General features: G+C 56.4%; 17 protein-coding genes and 1 tRNA gene (1 of these 18 running past the window's edge). 4 read left to right on the top strand and 14 right to left on the bottom strand.

From position 1 onward, the window contains the following. Nucleotides 1–55, bottom strand: a tRNA-Ser gene (locus WD823_RS00605); it reaches 134 nt to the left of the window's first position. A gap of 292 nt (nt 56–347) precedes the next feature. Between WD823_RS00605 and mltF the strand changes: the two genes are divergently transcribed. Then, nucleotides 348–1796, top strand: a complete 1449-nt coding sequence (mltF, locus tag WD823_RS00610; protein ID WP_368427534.1) for a membrane-bound lytic murein transglycosylase MltF — start codon at nt 348–350, stop codon at nt 1794–1796. Between the two features lie 80 nt (nt 1797–1876). Here mltF and tadA read toward each other — a convergent pair whose 3' ends face one another. The 3 genes from tadA to guaB all read right to left on the bottom strand — a co-directional run bounded on the left by tadA (nt 1877) and on the right by guaB (nt 5456). Further along, nucleotides 1877–2359, bottom strand: a complete 483-nt coding sequence (gene tadA, locus WD823_RS00615) for a tRNA adenosine(34) deaminase TadA (RefSeq protein WP_368427535.1) — start codon at nt 2357–2359, stop codon at nt 1877–1879. After that, nucleotides 2350–3921: a glutamine-hydrolyzing GMP synthase gene (gene guaA, locus WD823_RS00620; protein ID WP_368427630.1), complete on the bottom strand. Its 1572-nt coding sequence runs from the start codon at nt 3919–3921 to the stop codon at nt 2350–2352. Before guaA ends, tadA begins: the two co-directional genes overlap by 10 nt. A 77-nt stretch (nt 3922–3998) precedes the next feature. After that, on the bottom strand, nt 3999–5456 hold the full coding sequence (guaB, locus tag WD823_RS00625; RefSeq protein ID WP_368427536.1) for an IMP dehydrogenase: 1458 nt from the start codon (nt 5454–5456) through the stop codon (nt 3999–4001). A gap of 175 nt (nt 5457–5631) precedes the next feature. Here guaB and WD823_RS00630 point away from each other — a divergent pair, with 175 nt between their 5' ends. The 3 genes from WD823_RS00630 to WD823_RS00640 all read left to right on the top strand — a co-directional run bounded on the left by WD823_RS00630 (nt 5632) and on the right by WD823_RS00640 (nt 8299). Continuing rightward, a complete protein-coding gene (locus WD823_RS00630; protein WP_368427537.1) occupies nt 5632–5970 on the top strand; it encodes a hypothetical protein in 339 nt (112 codons plus the stop codon). 135 nt (nt 5971–6105) lie between these two features. Further along, on the top strand, nt 6106–7464 hold the full coding sequence (gene xseA / locus WD823_RS00635; protein WP_368427538.1) for an exodeoxyribonuclease VII large subunit: 1359 nt from the start codon (nt 6106–6108) through the stop codon (nt 7462–7464). Then, nucleotides 7454–8299 carry a peptidoglycan DD-metalloendopeptidase family protein gene (locus WD823_RS00640; protein ID WP_368427539.1) on the top strand — a complete coding sequence of 282 codons (846 nt, stop codon included), beginning with the start codon at nt 7454–7456 and terminating at the stop codon, nt 8297–8299. The genes xseA and WD823_RS00640 overlap by 11 nt, the downstream gene beginning before the upstream one ends. Nucleotides 8300–8344: 45 nt before the next feature. Here WD823_RS00640 and WD823_RS00645 read toward each other — a convergent pair whose 3' ends face one another. The 10 genes from WD823_RS00645 to iscX all read right to left on the bottom strand — a co-directional run bounded on the left by WD823_RS00645 (nt 8345) and on the right by iscX (nt 19614). Then, nucleotides 8345–10504, bottom strand: a complete 2160-nt coding sequence (locus WD823_RS00645) for a protein kinase (protein ID WP_368427540.1) — start codon at nt 10502–10504, stop codon at nt 8345–8347. A gap of 79 nt (nt 10505–10583) precedes the next feature. Next, entirely contained in the window at nt 10584–11996 is a 1413-nt protein-coding gene (der, locus tag WD823_RS00650; protein WP_368427541.1) for a ribosome biogenesis GTPase Der, read from the bottom strand. A 91-nt stretch (nt 11997–12087) separates the two neighbouring features. Further along, entirely contained in the window at nt 12088–13230 is a 1143-nt protein-coding gene (bamB, locus tag WD823_RS00655; protein WP_368427542.1) for an outer membrane protein assembly factor BamB, read from the bottom strand. Next, the gene (locus tag WD823_RS00660) at nt 13227–13865 is read right to left on the bottom strand and encodes a YfgM family protein (protein ID WP_368427543.1); all 639 of its coding nucleotides are present in this window, start codon (nt 13863–13865) and stop codon (nt 13227–13229) included. The genes bamB and WD823_RS00660 overlap by 4 nt, the downstream gene beginning before the upstream one ends. Beyond that, nucleotides 13862–15142 carry a histidine--tRNA ligase gene (hisS, locus tag WD823_RS00665; protein WP_368427544.1) on the bottom strand — a complete coding sequence of 427 codons (1281 nt, stop codon included), beginning with the start codon at nt 15140–15142 and terminating at the stop codon, nt 13862–13864. The genes WD823_RS00660 and hisS overlap by 4 nt, the downstream gene beginning before the upstream one ends. A 10-nt stretch (nt 15143–15152) precedes the next feature. Then, on the bottom strand, nt 15153–16292 hold the full coding sequence (gene ispG / locus WD823_RS00670; protein WP_368427545.1) for a flavodoxin-dependent (E)-4-hydroxy-3-methylbut-2-enyl-diphosphate synthase: 1140 nt from the start codon (nt 16290–16292) through the stop codon (nt 15153–15155). Beyond that, the gene (locus WD823_RS00675) at nt 16292–17323 is read right to left on the bottom strand and encodes a RodZ domain-containing protein (protein ID WP_368427546.1); all 1032 of its coding nucleotides are present in this window, start codon (nt 17321–17323) and stop codon (nt 16292–16294) included. Before WD823_RS00675 ends, ispG begins: the two co-directional genes overlap by 1 nt. Before the next feature lie 3 nt (nt 17324–17326). Further along, entirely contained in the window at nt 17327–18100 is a 774-nt protein-coding gene (gene pilW / locus WD823_RS00680; RefSeq protein WP_368427547.1) for a type IV pilus biogenesis/stability protein PilW, read from the bottom strand. Then, on the bottom strand, nt 18097–19194 hold the full coding sequence (rlmN, locus tag WD823_RS00685; RefSeq protein ID WP_368427548.1) for a 23S rRNA (adenine(2503)-C(2))-methyltransferase RlmN: 1098 nt from the start codon (nt 19192–19194) through the stop codon (nt 18097–18099). Before rlmN ends, pilW begins: the two co-directional genes overlap by 4 nt. Before the next feature lie 216 nt (nt 19195–19410). After that, a complete protein-coding gene (gene iscX / locus WD823_RS00690) occupies nt 19411–19614 on the bottom strand; it encodes a Fe-S cluster assembly protein IscX (RefSeq protein WP_368427549.1) in 204 nt (67 codons plus the stop codon). Nucleotides 19615–19618: the final 4 nt, after the last annotated feature.

A 19618-nucleotide genomic window follows, 5' to 3' on the forward strand; every position in this document is an offset into this window, starting at 1 on the left:
TTTCCGCCCATCTGATTTCGAGTCAGCGCCGTTATGACCGCTTCGGTACCTCTCCGGAAAATGGGATTATATCAGCATCCGAATCATGGAATTAATTTAATAGCGGGAGGGATTACTCGGCGCATCCCTGCGCCTCGCCCCTTCGGGGCCGCCGCTGGCGCGGCGTTCGGGATCGCTCCCGGCGATCCTCGTCGAACCCCCGTGGCGTTTCCGCCCATCTGATTTCGAGTCAGCGCCGTTATGACCGCTTCGGTACCTCTCCCGGAACGGTTATTATACCAACGGGCATCAATTCAACCAGACGTGATATTTGCAATCCCCGGGATATGTTCCATTAGATTGCAGCCATGGTCCCCATCGAGTCGCTATTACCGTCCAACCTCGCCAATGCCGTGAGGCGAATCATTCGTTCGATTCTGCTCGTATCGATCATGCTCCCTGCCCTTCTGTCCTGTTCGCTAACGGAGAATAACGGCCTGAAGGCCATTAAAACGGGCGGAGAACTTGTGGTGCTGACGCGCACGAGTCCAACCACCTTTTTCGACACTCCGGAAGGACCGGCCGGATTCGAGTACGATCTGGTAACGAGTTTCGCCAATTACCTCGGCGTCAAACCTCGTTTCATCGTGGCGGAAAAGTTCAACGATATCCTCCCGCGACTGATCAAAGGGGAAGCCAATATGGCTGCAGCCGGAATTACGATCACGGAGGCGCGCCGCAAAGTGGTGCAATTCGGTCCGCCGTATCAACAGATTCGCCAACAAGTGATCTATCGCTTGGGCACGGACCGTCCGGCCACCGTGGCGGATCTGGTCGGACGGCACGTTGATGTCCAGGCCGGAACCAGCCAGGTAGAACTCCTCCAGGAACTTAAGCGGGAATATCCCGATCTGAAATGGACGGAAGTGAGCAAGGATACCGAGGAATTGCTGTTGCAAGTCTGGCAAGGTCTGGTTGAGCTTACCATTTCGGATTCAAACATTATGTCAGTAAACCGCCAGTACTTCCCCGACCTCCAGGTTGCATTCACCATGCCCAAACCGAAATTGCTGGCCTGGGCTTTCCCTCAGAGCGCAGACCGGAGCCTGCTACATGCGGCGGAGAAATTCCTGGAACAAAGCCGTGCCTCGGGAGAACTGGCGCAATTGATAGACCGCTATTACGGCCCGGCCAGCCGTTCGAACTTTATAAATATGAGCGTTTACAAGGTACGCATACGCAGCCGATTACCCGAATTCCAGATTATGTTCGAGAACGCGGGAAAGAAATACGATGTTGACTGGCGGCTGCTGGCGGCCATCAGTTACCAGGAATCCTTTTGGGAACCGCTCGCCACCTCACCGACCGGCGTGCGCGGCATCATGATGCTGACGGAAGAAACCGCCGGACAACTTGAAATCAGCGACCGTCTGGATCCGGCGCAAAGCATTGACGGCGGCACACGTTATATTCTGAATCTGATCGATCGTATGCCCGCCGGCATCACCGGCCCTGACCGTCAATGGATGGCGCTCGCGGCCTATAACATCGGAATCAATCACCTCGAAGATGCACGAATAATCACACAGAAAAAAGGTGGTGACCCGAACAAATGGAATGACGTCAAGAATAATCTGCCGCTGCTGTCTGATAAGAACTGGTATGGTAAAACCAAATACGGTTACGCCCGCGGAATGGAATCGGTTATCTTTGTCAACCGCGTGCGGACATATTATGACGTTCTGGTAAAAATCGACGACGAGGAAAAAGCCAAAAATAAACCCCGGGCGCTGGATTTGAAGGCACCGGCAATATAACTGCCGTGAGTCGTGAACCGTAAATCGTGAACCGTGAGAAGTAAAAGTTTTTTTGCGTTTTACGAATCACGATTCACGACTTACGACTCACGGTCACTGCGGCGTGCTTGAAAGAATTTCTGAAGCACGTGCCGGCAGTCCTCGGCCAACACGCCGCCTGTGATCTGCGCGCGATGATTGAACGCAGTTGAATCCAGCAGATTGACAACACTGCCGGCGGCGCCGGACTTGGGATCGGCGGCACCGTATACGACGCGTGCGATGCGTGCCTGGACAATGGCGCCGGCACACATGGCACAGGGTTCCAGCGTTACATATAAAACCGCATCCGGAAGACGATAATTTTTCACCCGTGCCGTCGCGGCGCGCAATGCCACGATCTCGGCATGCGCGGTCGGATCGTACGAGGCAATCGGTTGGTTCCAGCCTTCTCCGATCACCTCATCGTCGCGAACGATCAGCGCCCCCACCGGTACTTCACCGGCGTCTTCGGCGTGCCGGGCCAACGCGAGGGCGCGGCGCATGAACGCCTCATCGCTTGATCGCAACGGAGCTATTCCCATTCGATAGTGGCCGGCGGCTTGCCGGAGATATCGTAAACCACGCGCGAGACGCCTCGGATCTCATTGATGATGCGATTGGAAATAATACCGAGCACATCGTAGGGTATCGGCGCCCAGTTGGCGGTCATGAAATCCACCGATTCCACGGCACGCAACGCGATCACGTAATCGTAGGCGCGCGCATCTCCGAGCACGGCAACCGATTTGACCGGAAGAAATACGGCGAAGGCCTGACTGATTTTCTCGTAGAGATTGTGGCGCTGAAGTTCTTCGAGATAGATTGCATCGGCCCGTCGCAGGAGATCGGCGTATTCCTTCTTGACTTCACCCAGAATACGGACCCCAAGCCCCGGCCCGGGAAACGGATGGCGGTAAACCATCTGGTGGGGGAGCCCGAGTTCCTCGCCGATGCGGCGAACTTCATCCTTGAACAACTCCCGCAACGGCTCGAGCAGCTTGATGTTCATGATTTCCGGCAGCCCGCCCACGTTATGATGCGATTTGATGACATGCGCCTTCTTGGTCTTGGCATCCGCGGATTCAATCACATCGGGATAGATCGTCCCCTGAGCCAGCCATTTGGCATTTTTTATTTTCGCGGCCTGTTCCTCGAATACTTCAATAAATATCCCCCCGATGATCTTGCGCTTCTGCTCCGGATCGGACACTCCCTTGAGCGCCGCCAGGAACCGGTCCTCCGCCATGACGCGCGCGACCTTGACGCCCATGTGACGCGCGAAGGTATCCATCACTTGATCGCCTTCATTGAGGCGCATCAAGCCATTGTCCACAAAAATACAGGTGAGTTGTTTCCCGATGGCGCGATGCAGCAAGGCGGCGACCACGGAGGAATCCACGCCACCGGAGAGCCCCAGAACCACTTCGTCCTGACCCACCTGGGCGCGCACCGACTGAATCATGCTTTCGACAATGTTCCCCGGCGTCCATAACGAACCGCAGCCGCAGATGTCGTGTATAAACCGTTGCAGGATCGCGCGCCCCTGGGTGGTGTGCGTCACTTCCGGATGGAACTGGATGCCGTAGAATCCACGCGACTCGTCGGCGATTCCGGCGTACGGCGCCGCAGCGGTATCCGCAATCACCTTGAACCCCGGCGGAAGCCGGGTGACGCGATCGCCGTGGCTCATCCAGACATGCAACCATTCCGCGCCGGAATCTTCGCTTTCGTCACGCAAATCCCGGAAAAGCTTGGAATGCCCGTGCACGCGTACGCGTGCATAGCCGAACTCGCGCTTGTCGGAACTCTGCACGGATCCCCCCAGTTGCGCCGCCATGGTTTGCTGGCCGTAGCAGATCCCGAGAACGGGAACATGCATGTCAAAAATTTCCCTGGGCGCTCGCGGCGTCTCCGACTGCGTGACGGACTCCGGCCCTCCCGACAAAATGATGCCCCGCGGAGCAAAATTTCGTATTTCATTAATCGGTGTATCAAACGGATGCAGCTCGCAATACACTCCGGCCTCGCGCACGCGACGGGCGATAAGCTGGGAGTACTGCGAGCCGAAATCTAGGATCAGGATTTTTTGCGAGTGCGGATCCATGACATCAGTAGCAAGTAACAAGTTTCAAGTAGCAAGAAAAAAATTTCATATCCTTGTCACTTGCTACTTGCCACGTGCTACTCCCTCTGATAATTCAGCGCTTCCTTGGTCACCATCACATCATGCACGTGCGATTCACGGACCCCGGCGGCGGTAATGCGCACAAAATGGGTTTTGGTGCGGAGCGCTTCAATGGTCGCACAACCGGTATAGCCCATGCTGGAACGGAGACCGCCCATGAGCTGATGGATAATATTGATCATCGGACCTTTGTAGGGTACCCGGCCCTCGACACCTTCCGGGACAAGTTTGTCACCCTTGGTTTCTTCCTGAAAGTAACGGTCGCTGGAGCCCTCGCCCATCGCGCCGAGCGACCCCATACCGCGATAAGACTTGTATGAGCGGCCTTGGAAAATTTCCACCTGGCCGGGCGATTCATCCGTGCCGGCAAGCAAACTGCCGATCATGACGGTGTGCGCCCCGGCAGCGAGCGCCTTGGCGATATCCCCGGAGTAACGAATTCCGCCGTCGGCAATGACAGGGATATCCGCCCCCTTCAGCGCTTCCGCGACATTGGAAATGGCCGTTAACTGCGGCACGCCGACACCGGCAACGATGCGCGTGGTGCAGATCGAGCCCGGACCGATGCCGACTTTCACGCCATCCGCCCCGGCATCACGCAATGATATCGCCGCTTCACTCGTGGCAATGTTCCCGCCGATCACTTGCATGTCAGGATAATGCTGCTTGATCCAGCGCACGCGATCCAGCACGCCCTTGGTATGACCGTGCGCGGTATCCACGACGATGACGTCCACCTCCGCCTCGACCAGGCGTTCGACGCGTTCTTCCGTACCCCGGCCTACCCCGACCGCGGCACCGACGCGCAAACGGCTCTTGGGGTCCTTGGCGGAACGCGGATATTCGGTTGATTTCTGGATGTCCTTGACGGTTATCAGGCCCTTGAGACCGAATTTGCCGTCAACCACCAGGATTTTTTCGATGCGATGCTCATGAAGGAGTTTGAGTATTTCCTCGCGCGCAGCACCCTCCTTGACGGTAACCAGTTTTTCCTGCGGCGTCATGATGCGCGATACCGGCTCGTCATAGCGGGTCTCAAAACGCAGATCGCGGCTGGTTACGATTCCGACAAGCTTCTCGCCCTGCGTTACCGGGACACCGGAGATGTGTTGCGCGCGCGTCAATTCAAGTACTTTGCGAATGGTGGTGTCCGGCGTCACCGTTATCGGATCGCTGATGATGCCGGCCTCGAACTTCTTCACTCGCCGCACTTCATCCGCCTGTCTTGCGGGCGTGAGGTTTTTATGTATGACACCCAGACCTCCTTCCTGAGCAAGGCATATCGCCGCGCGCGACTCCGTCACTGAATCCATGGCGGCGGACAACAAGGGAATATTGAGACCGATGCGGCGGGTAAGGGAGGTTTTCAGTTCCACGTCCTTGGGCAGGACGGTCGAGTGCGCAGGAAGAAGCAGGACATCATCAAATGTAAGTGCTTCCTGGACTATACGCATGCCGCATTATACGTAAATCGTCGATCACCGTAAACTGGCGGCCGCGTGAACCCCATCGATGTCTCGGGTTTTTACAGCCGGGAAACCTGCCGCTGCCCATTTACCCGTTGACCCGACCTGGTTTGTGTTTTAACGTGATCCTGATTCAACTGTCCGCAGGCTCTGGAGGAAATGAATGAAACATGTGATCTTGGCAGGCGTTCTGACCGTGGCGCTGGCGGGGTGCGCCAGCGTTATCAACGACGACGAATACAATAACCTTCTCTCTCAGGCCGAAAATGAGATAAAGCTCGCCGATAGAACGGGATTTCTCTGGTTCAACACGGAAAAATATCTGATGGAATCCAGAGCAGCCAAGGCCGCCGCTGACAAGGCGGAAAAGGAAGGCCATCGCGCCGTTGCGGAACAGGAATTCAAAAAGGCCATGAGCAACACCAAGAAAGCACTGGTAGAAGCGCGGTTAGCCCAACAACAGGCAAAAGACAACGCCAATCCCGAAACCATCTTTCAGTAACCCGGCATACTCTGGGTTCGCGGGTTTGTGGCTCATCCCGGAATTTCCCAGCTGTCGCTGAGCGTCGGTGGATGCAGGATGAAACCATGCCGATCGGGAATATTGCTTGGCGGTTAAACGAGGATATGTTTCGATATGGAACTTCCGCTGTCAGCCGCGGCCCGCTCTCGGGATATTTACACGGTTTCGCGCCTCAATCGCGAGGTCAAAGTATTGCTCGAGGGCGGATTTCCGCCCGTCTGGATCGAAGGTGAAATATCCAATCTCTCACGCCCTGCCTCCGGACATGTGTATTTTTCCCTCAAGGATGCTCAGGCTCAGGTTCGTTGCGCCTTTTTTCGGCAATACCACCGCCAGCTCGGCATTGTGCTCAAGGACGGGTTGCACGTGCTCACGCGCGCGCGCGTGAGCCTGTATGAGGGTCGCGGTGATTATCAGATTATCGTCGAGTACCTGGAGGAAGCCGGCGAAGGCGCTCTGCGCCGTGCCTTCGATGCTCTCAAATCAAGATTGTCCCAGGAAGGGCTCTTCGACGCGGCGCGAAAAAAACCATTGCCGAGACTTCCACGTCGCATTGGAATCGTCACCTCGACTTCCGGCGCTGTTTTGCATGACATACTCACCACCCTGCGCCGGCGTTTCCCGGCAATCGCCGTGATGGTTTATCCGGTTCCGGTGCAAGGCGAAGGCGCGGCGGAAAAAATTGCCGCCGCCATCCGGCTGGCGGATGCAAGGCGGGAATGTGACGCCCTGATCCTGGCGCGCGGCGGCGGTTCACTCGAGGATCTATGGCCCTTCAACGAGGAAATTGTGGCGCGCGCCATATCCGCCTGTTCGATTCCAATCGTCAGTGGTATTGGCCATGAAACCGATTTCACCATTGCCGATATGGCCGCCGACGTCCGCGCACCCACTCCCACGGCGGCCGCTGAAATGTTGAGTCCCGATCAGCAGGAATGGCTCGCGCAGTTTGCCCGGATCGAGACTCGGCTGGTCTCGGAAATTCGCGGTCGCCTGCGCAATCGATACCAGCTTATCGATTGGTTGAGTGCGCGCCTGGTTCACCCCAGTCACCGCCTGAAGCTGCTTCAACAGGCGTTCACCGCGACTTATCAGCGGCTGCAATCGGCACAGATTTCCGCGCTGCGCGAGTGTCGCTCGAAGTGGCAAACGGTGATGGCGAGACTGCTGCAACATTCGCCGCAACCGAAACTGCGGCAGGCGGCACACCGTCATCATTACCTTTCCTCGCGTCTCATTACGGCTGTAGAACGCGAACTGGAACGGGCGGATTTCCGCTTGCGTCAAATCATGCAGACCTTGCAGGCACTGAGTCCGTTGGCCACGCTCGCGCGTGGTTACGCCATCGTGCAACGGCCGGCGACGGGTGTCATCGTGACCGATGCCAATGCGGTCAAATCGGGAGAGCGGATTCGGGCACGTTTAGCGCGCGGTTCGCTCGATTGTCTGGTGGAAGAATCCCGTGAGGACTAAGCTGGCGGCATTTTTGTGCTTGCTGCTGGGAGCGACGGTATATGCCGCCCAGGGATTACCGCGTGAAAGCCCGGTGCCTGGCGGCATTGCGATAATTCCGCTGACATCGGACAGTGAACCGCCGCCGGAGGTACGCTACGAAAATAACCGCGTCATGGTGCTGCGTCATGACGGCAAGTGGCGGGCTGTGGTCGGATTGCCGCTCACCGTGGCGCCCGGTCCGCAAGTCATCACGACCCACAACAGCCAGGGCATGACTGAAAAACATGCGTTTCTGGTCCACCCCAAGGAATACGCGGAGCAGCGGCTGAAGCTAATGGACCGGCGCATGGTGGAGCCGACCGAAGCGGATCTGATTCGCATCGCGCGTGAACAAAAACTCGTGCAAAGCCTGTTTCATTCCTGGACGGATGAGTCAATCGCGTCATTGCAATTCCGGCTTCCGGTACACGGCCGCATCAGCAGTGTCTTTGGATTGCGGCGTTATTTCAATGAACAGCCCCGACTGCCACACAGCGGAATTGACATCGCCGCGCCCATCGGTACACCGGTGGTTGCGCCGCTGGATGGAACAGTCATGGAAACCGGGGATTATTTTTTCAACGGAAAAACTGTTTTCATCAATCATGGCCAGGGGCTCATCAGCATGCTCAATCACCTGAGCCGCATCACGGTCGAGCGCGGAGTTTATGTCAGGCAGGGCCAAAAATTGGGTGAAGTGGGAATGTCCGGTCGCGTCACCGGTCCGCATCTGCACTGGACGATAAGCCTGAACAACAGCCGCATCGACCCGGCGCTTTTTGTCCCCGAAATAACCGGCGGCGGAAAAAAGTGACGATTTTCCCTCAATGCATTGAACAACGCCGGTAAATATTTAATTTTATTTCCAGAAGCGGATGGTCTTGTCCCGGCCGGCGGAGATGAGCAAGCTGCTTTCCGGAGAAAAGGCCACGGACTGCACATAATCCTGATGGCCGGTCAGCGTCTGCGCCAGCATCCCGCTGCTGACATCGAATATCTGGATGGTATTGTCAATAAGTCCCGCGGCCAGCCATCGACTGTCCATTGAAAAAGACAGCGTCAACACGGCCGTGTCATTGGTAATGGTGCGGACATGTGTGGCGCTGGCCGCATCCCACAGCCGTATCGCCTTTCCGGCATCGCCGGAAGCCAGCCATCTCCCGTTCGGTGAATAGACCACCGACATTACTCTATCGTTATGACCGACCAGCGTGGTCAAAATCTCGCCGTTTGCCACCTTCCAGATGTGAATGGTTTTGTCTGCACCGCCGGAGGCGAGGAATCTTCCATCGGGAGAGAAGTCAATGGAATAGATATCACCCGTATGCCCTTCCAGCGTAAGCACGCGTTTGCCGCCATTCACTTCCCAAACATACACATTTCTATCCTTGCCGGCGGCAGCGATAAGCTTTCCGTTGGGGGAAAATGCCACCGTGTATACCGACGTATTCGGCACGCTCAAGGCGCCGCGCGGTGTTCCCGTTTTCGCTTCCCACAATCTTACTGTCCCGTCATCGCCCACGGATGCCAGCCACATTCCGTCCGATGAGATCGCCACCGCATTGACCGCGTAACTTTGTTGCAATGTACCCAGGAGCGATCCGTTATTTGTCTCCCAAAGCCTGATGCTCCGGTCAAGGCTGGCCGATGCAAACCATTTCCCATCCGGTGAAAATGCCAGCGACTGTATCCAGTCCTGATGGCCGGTGAGTGTATTGTCGAGGTGTGACGGAAATGCGACGCTTTTCGTTGTCGATCCAAGCCGCGGCGCGGGTACGCCAGGCGGCGAGGATTTCTCAACCGGTTTCAGCGGGGGTTTGATAATTTCCGGCTCAATCCTCGTCGCAACGTTTTTTTCAGAAAATTTTCCCGCCGGCTTGGTATCAATCGCCGAGGTGAGGGTCAGAAAGTTTCCAAATCCTTTCCACTGGGTAATGATGCCCGACCAATACAGAAAACCTGCCAGCGAGAGGCTGGCCACCATCAAACCCGCCGCCATCCAGGCCACGGCGGAGGAATGCCCGACTTTTCGTGCTACGGGCTTGGACGCGAACACGCGTTTGCCGCCCCCCATGGACGACGTGCTCCTGAACTTCGCCGGTTGACTGACCGCTGCAAGGCGGGTCGAGGCACCTCTTCCCATCAAAGCTTCCTGCAACTCGCGTGCGGTCTGTGGACGGTCGCGAGGATAAACCTGCATGGACCAGTCAACGCATTCGAGCACATGACGTTGATAGCTGTTTTTCCCGGCCTTCACCGCCGGCGTGAGCGGGTCTACCTGATATTTGAGGATCGCCTGATAACGCTCCAAGGCATCCTCCGGCTTCCTGCCGCTGATACAACGGTACATGGACGCGCCGATAGCGTAGACATCGGTCCAGGGTCCCGGTGTGCCCTTTTCAGGGTATTGTTCCATGGGCGCGTAACCGTGAGTCAGGGCGACTTTATTCATTTGCGCCGTTCCCCGCCGGGCTGATCCGAAATCAATCAGCATCGGGCTGCCATTCTTGCGCAAATAAATGTTTTCCGGCTTGATGTCGAGGTGCAGCATTTCAGCCTGATGCACCGCGTAGAGCCCGTTCAGAATAGGGATAAAAACACGCAGGATCGTCTGCTCATCAAGGCGTGGTCCGTGGCGCTTGAGATAATCCGAGAGACTGTGTCCCTCCTCGTATTCCATGACCATATAGGCCGTTCCGTTGGCCTGCAGATAGCGCAAGACCCGTACGATGTTCGAATGCTTGAAGCGGGCCAGCGCCCTGGCTTCCTTGACGAAATTTTTCATGCCAGTCTGAAAATTGCGCACCGCCTCGCGGGCAGGGCTGGGCATGACAACGGTTTTGTTGTCCCGGGTAGCGATATCGTGCGGTAGATATTCCTTGATGGCCACCAGCGCGCCCAGCGACTTGTCGCGCGCCAGATAAGTGATGCCGAATCCGCCGTGACCCAGAACCGACTCAATAACGTATTCAGCCAGCCGGTGACCCGATCGGAGAGCATTTCTATGAAACGCGCCCATGTAACTGCCTCGCTAGCCCCGAGTTTTGATTCGCCGATATTTTTGCCGCGAATCCACAACATTTGCGTTATGTTTCAAACTACAACTGAGTATAGTTCACGCGTTTTGAGCGGGGTTTTGCCGCGGATCGCCGGCGACCTTTCTGGCTGCGGCCGGGTATCTCTTTGTAGGGGTTTTTTTCCTGGCGGCACTCGATTAACACCGGCGTACCGACAAGCTGAAAGGCCTTACGAAACGCATTGGCGAGATAACGCCGATAAGACTGGGAAAGCGAGGCGACCTGATTCCCGTGTATGACAATCCGGGGAGGGTTTCTGCCTCCCTGGTGGGCGTATTTGGGGCGCGCGCGCCGACCATGCATCCGGGGTGGCGGATTGGCCGTCACGGCCTCGTGGAGGACACGATTTAGCTTGGGGGTAGTCAGGGTACGTTTGGCTGACTCGTAAGCCTCGTCCACGGACGGGAACAGCCTGGCCACATTTGTCCCCGCGCGTGCTGAAATATAGTGGAGCCGGGCGAACTCGAGAAACGGCAATTTGCGTTCGATTTTGCGTTTGGCCCACGTTCGCTCGGATTTCTCGACGGCATCCCACTTGTTTGCGGCCACCACCAGCGCACGTCCCGCGTGTAGCGCATAACCGGCCAGCGAGGCGTCCTGGTCGGACACACCAGACTGGGCATCAATTACCAGAATCGCGACATTCGACTCATCGATGGCTTGAAGTGCCTTGAGCACGGAAAATTTCTCCAAGGGCGCTACTATTCGGGCACGGCGCCGGACGCCGGCGGTGTCGATCAGCAGATAGTGCCGACCATGGCGCTCGAGCGGAACATGAATACTGTCACGGGTGGTGCCTGGCAATTCGCCGACCACCACCCGCTGCTCGCCCAGCAGTGCATTAACGAGCGTGGACTTACCCGCGTTTGGCTTTCCAATTATGGCAATCCGCGGCATGTCCTCGGCCGGGGCGATTTCCTCCGTAATCGGCAAGGTAGCCAATACACGCCGGGTCAATTCAGACACGCCGTCACCGTGCGCGGCGGAAACGGCCACGGGCTCGCCCAGGCCCAATTCGTAAAAATCCGCTGCCACCGTTGCGGGATCGAGCCCTTCGGATTTATTTACGGCGAGCCACAACGGCTTACCTCGTTTTCGTAAATCGGCGGCAAGTTCGCGATCAGCGGGATGGATGCCCTCTCGTCCATCGACCAGAAGAATCACCGTGTCCGCTTCAGCCAGTGCCACGCGCACCTGGGATGCGACATGCATGGCCAGATCATCGCCCGGTTTGACGCTCTGCATTCCATCGACGATTCCACCGGTATCCACAACGAAGTAAGGTCTGTCGCCAATTCGTCCATCACCGTACTGACGATCGCGTGTCAGTCCAGGCGCATCGGCCACCAGTGCCGCGCGACTGCGCGTCATCCGGTTGAAAAGTGTGGATTTTCCGACGTTAGGCCGGCCTACCAGGACAACAACGGGTTTCATCGGTGCTTAGATTATATTCGGCGTCTTCACCGCAGAAGTAACGAACCAATACTTGATATCTCGATGCCTCGGCGATCAGGTAGCAAGTTTGCTACTTCTTCTCAAGCTGCAGCGCGGCAAGTGTTCCCGACTGGCTGCTGACATAAAGCGTATCGTCGCGAACCAGAGGCTGGGACCGGATAGCGTTATTGGCAACACGATAGCGTGCGACAAAATGTCCGTCGTCGGCTGACAACCAGTGTACATAGCCTTCCAGGTCACCGACGGCAATCTGGCCATCGATATGACGGGGTGCATTCAGTAGACGCGCGCGCAGCTGTTCCTGCTTCCAGACGCTGGCGCCGGTACGCAGGTCGAGCGCAATTACGTTACCCTGGACGTCCGTGAGATAGAGATTGGAAGAATCGGTATCCATTCCCGAATACGTGGACATATCTCGCGACCACAAAATCCGGCCGGTTTGCACATCCAAGGCAATGACCTTACCCTGATAGCTGGCCGCATAAACGACGTTGCGCACCAGCAGCGGTGAAACATCCACATCCACCAGGCGTTCGATCTCGTTACGTCCGCGCGGTTGAGTTACAGCCATGTCCCACAGGAGTTTTCCGTCCTGAATCTGGACAGCAACCAATTTACCGCTGGCAAATCCTGAAAACACCACGTTATCGGTTGCCACCGGTGTGGCAGTACCGTGAAGGCTAAGCGGCGGTTCGGCGCGTGCGTAGACCCATAATTTTTTTCCGTCAACCGCCGATAATCCGGTAAGCTTTCCATCCACCGACTGTACCACGACCACTCCGGCGTAAATGGCGGCGGGCGACAGCACCTGACTGGGAAGATTGCCGGTCCATATTTTTTTACCGTTCGCCCCATCAAGGGCGACGACGTGGCCTTTTTTACTGGCAACAACGACAATTCCACTGCCGGCCGCCACGGCCCCCGTTATCGGCAGATCCACGCCTGTTTCCCACGATTTACGCCCGTTGTCGGCAGTGAAGGCGGTGACGTTACCCTTGGGATCGGAGGTGTAAATCACGCCGCCTTCGATTGCCGGAGACAGGGTGACGGCGCGATCGACGGCGCTTGCCCCGCTGGAAGCACTCCATAGCAATTTCACCCGTCTTTCAGCCGGAAAATCGAGAAGTTTCGCCGGTTCTTCACGAACCGACCTGCCCCCACCACAGCCGGTGACCAACAGGACGGCCATGAAAAGAATCAATTTTTTATTCATGGAGCTTTATCCGGTCCCAGATCGTCAAGTTTGATATTCAGAATTTGGGCATAAGGCGAACCGGGTGGAAGAGATCTCAGCGCTTCACGAAAGGCCGCGCGCGCGCGGTTTTTTTCGCCTTGCGCGAGGTAAATATCGCCGCGTAATTCCTCATACTCGCTTTTAAAACCACCTTCGCCATTCACGTTAAGCAGCGCCAGCGCAGCATCTTTTTCGCCGTCGCCAAAATACAGGCGCGCCAGGCGCAAACGCGCTGCATGCGCCACCGCCTCATCCTCGGCATGGTCCACCACCCATTGCAATTGCCGGCGTGCGGCAGACTTATCGCCGGCCTCAAAATCCAGGCGCGCAAGCATCAGTCCGGCCAAACCGGCATAAGGCGTGGAAGCATATTCCGTTACCAGCTTTGAACCGGATTTACGCGCTGCGTCCTTGCTCTTCAGGTTGAATTCCTGCAACAGTTGCTCATAAAGGACCGAGGCCTGATCCAGGCGCTGTTCGGTGTATTGGTTCCAATAGCGAACGCCGACAAGAATGGCGGCACCCAAGGCAATTCCAAATATCAGGGAGTTGCCATACTCTTTCCACCACGATTTGAGTTTTTCCAGTTCTTCCTGATCAGCGTAAGCACTCAAGTTTTCGATCTCCTGCCTAGTTTCTCATGCAGATATTCAACCAGCTTTTCCTGCGATACGGACGACTGTGCGCCACCGTCCCGAAGATCCTTGACGGAGACGGAACGATTACGGATTTCCTCGTCACCGAGCAGTAACGCAAAACGCGCGCCGCGCCGATCAGCCCGCTTGAGCTGTGCCTTGAGACCGCCGCCACCGCAATGACATTCGATATGCAATTCAGCGTCACGCAGCCGCTCTGAAAGCATCAGGCCGTGTTTTTGCGCTGCTTCCCCCAGAAGGATCATGTAAGCATGCGGGTGCTTTGTTCGAACTCCATCGGAATGCAACGCCAGAAGATCGGCCAGTCGTTCCATGCCCAGGGCAAACCCCGATGCCGGAGTCGGTTTACCGCCCAGATGTTCCACCAATCTATCATATCTCCCGCCGGCGCAGACCGTCGACTGCGCGCCCAGACGGTCCGTGGTCCATTCAAAGACGGTGCGGGTATAGTAGTCGAGTCCGCGTACCATGGCATGATTGATCGCATAGCTGATCCCGGCCTGTTTGAGATAATCGCCAAACATTTCAAAATGCCGGAGTGAAGGTTCGTCCAGATAATCCAGGATGCTGGGCGCACCGGAGATTATCTTTTGCATTGCAGGATTTTTACTGTCAAGAATGCGCAGCGGATTTTTTTCCAGGCGCCTCAGACTGTCATCATCCAGTCTGCTTTTTAGCTGCTTGAGATAATTTACCAGCTCACCACGGTAAACTTTACGTGATTCGTCAGTGCCGAGAGAATTCAATTGCAGCGTGAGCCCGTTCAGACCCAGATTACGCCACAGGCGGGCACAGATCAGGATCAGTTCTGCGTCGATATCCGGGCTATCGACACCGAATGTCTCAACCCCGATCTGGTGAAACTGTCGATAGCGGCCTTTTTGCGGGCGTTCATGGCGAAACATGGGGCCGGCGTACCACAAACGCTGAATCTGGTTATGCAAGAACCCGTTCTCGATTCCAGCGCGGACAACCCCCGCGGTGCCCTCGGGCCGCAACGTGAGGTTATCCCCGCTGCGATCCTCGAAACTGTACATCTCTTTTTCTACTATATCTGTCTCGCTGCCGATGGAGCGCGCAAACAGTTCTGATTTTTCCAGCACCGGAAGGCGGATTTCGCGATACCCGTAGGCCGACAGAACATCCCGTGTCACGGATTCTATATACTGCCAGCGCTCCACGACATCCGGCAGCAGATCATTCATGCCCCGTACGGCCTGTATGGCCTTGCGCAATGGATTGTCCTCAACCGGTCTGCTTGATGGGAAATACCTTCTTGTCCGGTGTGGCGTCGCCGTTTCCCTCCACCCGGCGCCGTTGCAATTCAGCACGGATTACGCGTTCGATCTCATCCGCCAGTTGCTCATTATTGATTTTGTGATCGGGTTTGCCATTGATATAGAGCAGACTCGGGTTTCCGCCCGCCAGCCCGACATGCGCCGCCCTGGCCTCTCCCGGGCCGTTCACGCAGCAGCCGATCACGGCGACATCAAGCGGTTCCTTGATGTCTTCCAGACGCTGTTCCAGATCGTTCACCGTGGCGATAACGTTGAATTCCTGGCGCGAGCAGGACGGGCAGGCAATGAGGTTAATGCCCTTGTTGCGTACATGCAGGGCCTTCAGTATGTCGAACCCCACGCGCACCTCTTCCACCGGATCGGCCGCCAGCGAGACGCGGACGGTGTCACCGATGCCATCGGCCAGAAGCAACCCCAAGCCTATGGCTGATTTCACGGCGCCGGAGCGGAATCCCCCCGCCTCGGTAATCCCCAAATGGAGGGGTTGTTCGATCAAAGTGGCGAGCTTGCGATAGGCCGCCACCGCCATGAAAACATCGGAGGCCTTTACGCTTACTTTAAAATCGTGGAAGTCGAGCTTATCGAGATAATCGATATGACGTTGCGCAGATTCAACAAGTGAATCGGCTGTCGGCTCGCCATATTTTTTCTGCAAATCTTTCTCGAGCGAACCGGCATTCACACCGACCCTCAACGGAATGCCGCGAGCGCGCGCGGCGTCCACCACGGCGCGTACCCGGTCTTGACGGCCTATATTCCCCGGATTGATGCGCAGGCAATCGGCGCCCAGATCGGCCACGCGCAATGCGATTTTGTAATCGAAGTGGATGTCCGCCACCAACGGAACCGATACCTGCTGTTTGATTTTCCCAAACGCCTCGGCGGCATCCATGGTCGGGACGGACACGCGCACGATGTCGGCACCGGCGTTCTCCAGGGCGTCGATCTGGGCCACGGTCGCCGCCACGTCGGTGGTCTCCGTGTTGGTCATGCTCTGGACGCTGATTGGCGCATCGCCTCCTATGGCGACGTTTCCAACCATAATCCGCCGGCTTTTCCGCCGCTTGATGGGGTTTTCACCAAACATCAATTCACCGTTGCGTTCTCGCCAACCGTAAATCGCGCGATGCGGCCGCGCCGATAACGGCTGAAATCGAAGTTTTGTCCATTGAATTCTACCCGGACTCCGTCCGCATTGCCGAGAAAAATCATGAAAGGGGCCACGCCCTCAATGGCTATGTTGCGCCCTGCCGGTATGTTTTCATACAGCAGCTTGTTGTCCCGGGCATCGCGAATGTCGGCCCAGGATTCCTCGCTGGCCCGCAGCACCAGTTTTGATCGGGAAACTCCGGGTGGAATATCCGCTTCCCGTCGCGTACGCGTGATCGCGCGGTCAGTGACTTCCGGGATCAGTGACGCTACCGGCCTGGGGCCATCGGCCGGAGCAACACCAGGGCTGCTGCCCGATGCAGCAGACCGGTTGTCGGACGATGCGGATCTCACCGGCGTGAGCTGTCTCGTCGGGTCCGATCCCTGTTCTGCGCTTGAGCCCGTCATAGTCGCCGGGGATGAAGCGGTTATCGGCGGGGTGTCGCCACCGGGAGGCGGTGCCGAGGCGCGTTTGGGCGCACCCGGCCGGCTTTCCGGTTCAGCAGTGATCGCTCGGCTTTCCTGGGATGACAACAACGTTGCACGGTCAAGCGATGCTCCATCACTGCGCCACCAAAGGTAAACCAGCCCCAACACGATTATCACTAATACCATCGTGGCTGCTTTGACAAGACGATTAGCGCTTGTCATTTGCGGTGTCGGCATCGACATGCGCGGAAAGATCGGTTTGGACGAAATCGCGAGATTATTGTATGACTCGAGTACCTTCTCCGGTGATAATCCGAGCAGCTGGGCATAATTGCGCAGGTATCCGCGAATATAGGTCGCGCCTGGCAGATTCTTATAATCGTCCTTCTCAAGGGCGACGATCTGTTTCGCCGACAAGTGCAGGATCTGCGCGACATCTTCCGGCGCCAATCGCAAATCCTTGCGGGCCTGATGCAGCAGGCGTCCGGGCCCGGCGGGCTGCTCTGTTGCTTGCGGTTTGGCAGAATTGTTTTTTTCCATTTGTTACCTTTTTCCGGGGCCGGATATGCCGTGCAACTTCTCGGTTTCGGGCGAATTGGGAAATTTGTTCCGCAACCGCAATGCATAACTGGCCTCCGCATTCTTGTTTTTCAACGCGCGCTCGATCTTAACCGCCAGTAATAACGCTTCCGGCGTATCATCCGCGGCTTGGAAATAGCGCTCGATAAAACCGCGTGCCGGCAGCCGATTGCCGGAATCGAGACTGATTTTAGCCATCTGGTAAAGTGCGCCAGGCAGTTTCGGATTGATTCTTAACGCTTCGCGGAAGTATTTTTCCGCCGCCGACGGCAACGGCTTTTTCATCAGACAAACCCCGGCATTCAGATTCACCTCTGCCGCATAGGGATAGAGCTGATTGGTCGCTGCGGCATCAAAATATCGAATGGCTTCGTCCAGCCTCCCCCGATCGCAAAGAAAAGTGCCGTAATTGTGTTGCGCCGAGGGATTTTTTTCATCGCTATCGAGGGCGCGGCGGAATAAGCGTTCGGCTTCATCCAAATTCTTCAAGCGCCATTGAAAAACTGCCATGATATTATTGGCTTGAGAGTCGTTCGGCGATTCTTTCAGCGCTATTTCCAGTTCTTTTTTGGCGACATCCAGTTGACCTCGCTGCAGATAGCTCGCGCCAAGCATGACATGCGTTTCAACCCGTTTGTCGATTTGCTCCCGTCTGGCCTGTCGTTCGGCTGACGAGGCACAACCGACCAGCAACGCGGACAATAGCAGAAGTACCGGTATGGAAACTTTGCCGTTCATGATTGGATTTGCGACATAATACGCACACGACGGCGCGTGCGGTCCTGGATTCGGCCGGCAAGCTGGCCGCAGGCGGCGTCAATATCGTCACCGCGTGTTTTGCGGGTTATCGTGGTGAGTCCCGCTTTGATCAACACTTCACGAAATCGGTCTATGGATTCATTCGATGACCGCCGGTAGCGCGTCTGAGGAAATGGGTTGAAAGGAATCAAATTGACTTTCGACGGCACCGTCATCAGGAGCTCCGCCAGCTCTTGGGCGTGCTCTACGCCATCGTTAATGCCGGCAAGCATTACATATTCAAAGGTAATTCGGCTGCGTGGCGAAATGTCGCAGTATCGGCGGCAGGCACCGAGCAATTCACGTATGGGATATTTCCTGTTCAGCGGCACCAACTCATTCCGCAACAGGTCGTTTGGGGCATGCAGCGATACCGCCAGACTGACGGGACATGCTTCACGCAGCCGGTCCATCATCGGTACCACCCCGGCGGTAGAAAGTGTCACGCGACGACGCGACAACCCGTAAGCATGGTCATCCAGCATGAGTCGCATGGCCGGAACGACGTTCTCGAAATTGAGCAGAGGCTCCCCCATACCCATGAATACCACGTTGGTAATAATCCGTTCGCCTTTGGGATCGCGGCCCAGGGAACGATTGGCGACAAGCAATTGCGAGATTATTTCGTCTACCGTCAAACTGCGATTGAACCCCTGATGACCCGTGGCGCAAAAAGTGCAATTCAGCGTACAGCCCACCTGGGATGAGACACACAGCGTGCCCCGGTCTTCCTCAGGGATAAACACGGTCTCGATACAATTGCCATCCATCAATCTCAACAGCCACTTGCGCGTGCCGTCCGTCGCCACCTGATCCAACTCGACTTCCGGCAGGCGGATCTCGGCAATATCTCGCAAGCGCGCGCGCAATTCCTTGCTCAAATTCGTCATGTCATCGAAATTGTCCACGCCGTACTGATGGATCCACTTTACAACCTGCGTGGCGCGGAATGGCTGGTCACCGATACCGGCAAAGAAATCCTGCATGCTCCGACGGTCATGGTTAAGCAAATTAGTTTTTGCGGTATCTGACAAGATTGTCCTCTGCGTACGGGTAAGCGCCGTTGCACCTTGGCGAGCCAAGTTAAATTATTGCCTTGGGCTTGCCATCTGTGGTGATTTTCAAAAAACTCTCGCAAACTAAGGAAAAAGCAGGAAATTTTCACCCGACCTGCGCGTATAGTGTAGCGTCTGACAACTTGCCAGACAATGAAACCGGCCTATTTCCCCTGGGTGGTCGCGAGGCGCGCCTCAGCCTTCGTGTTCCTCCATCCAGGCCATCTGAATCGCCTCGAGGATTTTTTCGCCGGTTCGCTCGGGTTTATCGTCGAAATCCGGCAAGCCAATCACCCACTTATGCAAATCGGTGAAGCGGACGGTCATCGGGTTCACATCCGGAAACTTCTCGCTCAGTTCGATGGCGATATCCCGGGTATCGGTCCATTTCAGTCCCATAGGC

This window comes from Sulfuricaulis sp., assembly GCF_040901545.1.
In the GTDB taxonomy this organism is placed as follows: domain Bacteria; phylum Pseudomonadota; class Gammaproteobacteria; order Acidiferrobacterales; family Sulfurifustaceae; genus Sulfuricaulis.

Coding starts and splice junctions, on each gene's coding strand:
- mltF (WP_368427534.1), top strand. CDS start 348: ATGGTCCCCATCGAGTCGCTATTACCGTCCAACCTCGCCAATGCCGTG.
- tadA (WP_368427535.1), bottom strand. CDS start 2,359: ATGGGAATAGCTCCGTTGCGATCAAGCGATGAGGCGTTCATGCGCCGC.
- guaA (WP_368427630.1), bottom strand. CDS start 3,921: ATGGATCCGCACTCGCAAAAAATCCTGATCCTAGATTTCGGCTCGCAG.
- guaB (WP_368427536.1), bottom strand. CDS start 5,456: ATGCGTATAGTCCAGGAAGCACTTACATTTGATGATGTCCTGCTTCTT.
- WD823_RS00630 (WP_368427537.1), top strand. CDS start 5,632: ATGAAACATGTGATCTTGGCAGGCGTTCTGACCGTGGCGCTGGCGGGG.
- xseA (WP_368427538.1), top strand. CDS start 6,106: ATGGAACTTCCGCTGTCAGCCGCGGCCCGCTCTCGGGATATTTACACG.
- WD823_RS00645 (WP_368427540.1), bottom strand. CDS start 10,504: ATGGGCGCGTTTCATAGAAATGCTCTCCGATCGGGTCACCGGCTGGCT.
- der (WP_368427541.1), bottom strand. CDS start 11,996: ATGAAACCCGTTGTTGTCCTGGTAGGCCGGCCTAACGTCGGAAAATCC.
- bamB (WP_368427542.1), bottom strand. CDS start 13,230: ATGAATAAAAAATTGATTCTTTTCATGGCCGTCCTGTTGGTCACCGGC.
- ispG (WP_368427545.1), bottom strand. CDS start 16,292: ATGTTTGGTGAAAACCCCATCAAGCGGCGGAAAAGCCGGCGGATTATG.
- WD823_RS00675 (WP_368427546.1), bottom strand. CDS start 17,323: ATGGAAAAAAACAATTCTGCCAAACCGCAAGCAACAGAGCAGCCCGCC.
- pilW (WP_368427547.1), bottom strand. CDS start 18,100: ATGAACGGCAAAGTTTCCATACCGGTACTTCTGCTATTGTCCGCGTTG.
- iscX (WP_368427549.1), bottom strand. CDS start 19,614: ATGGGACTGAAATGGACCGATACCCGGGATATCGCCATCGAACTGAGC.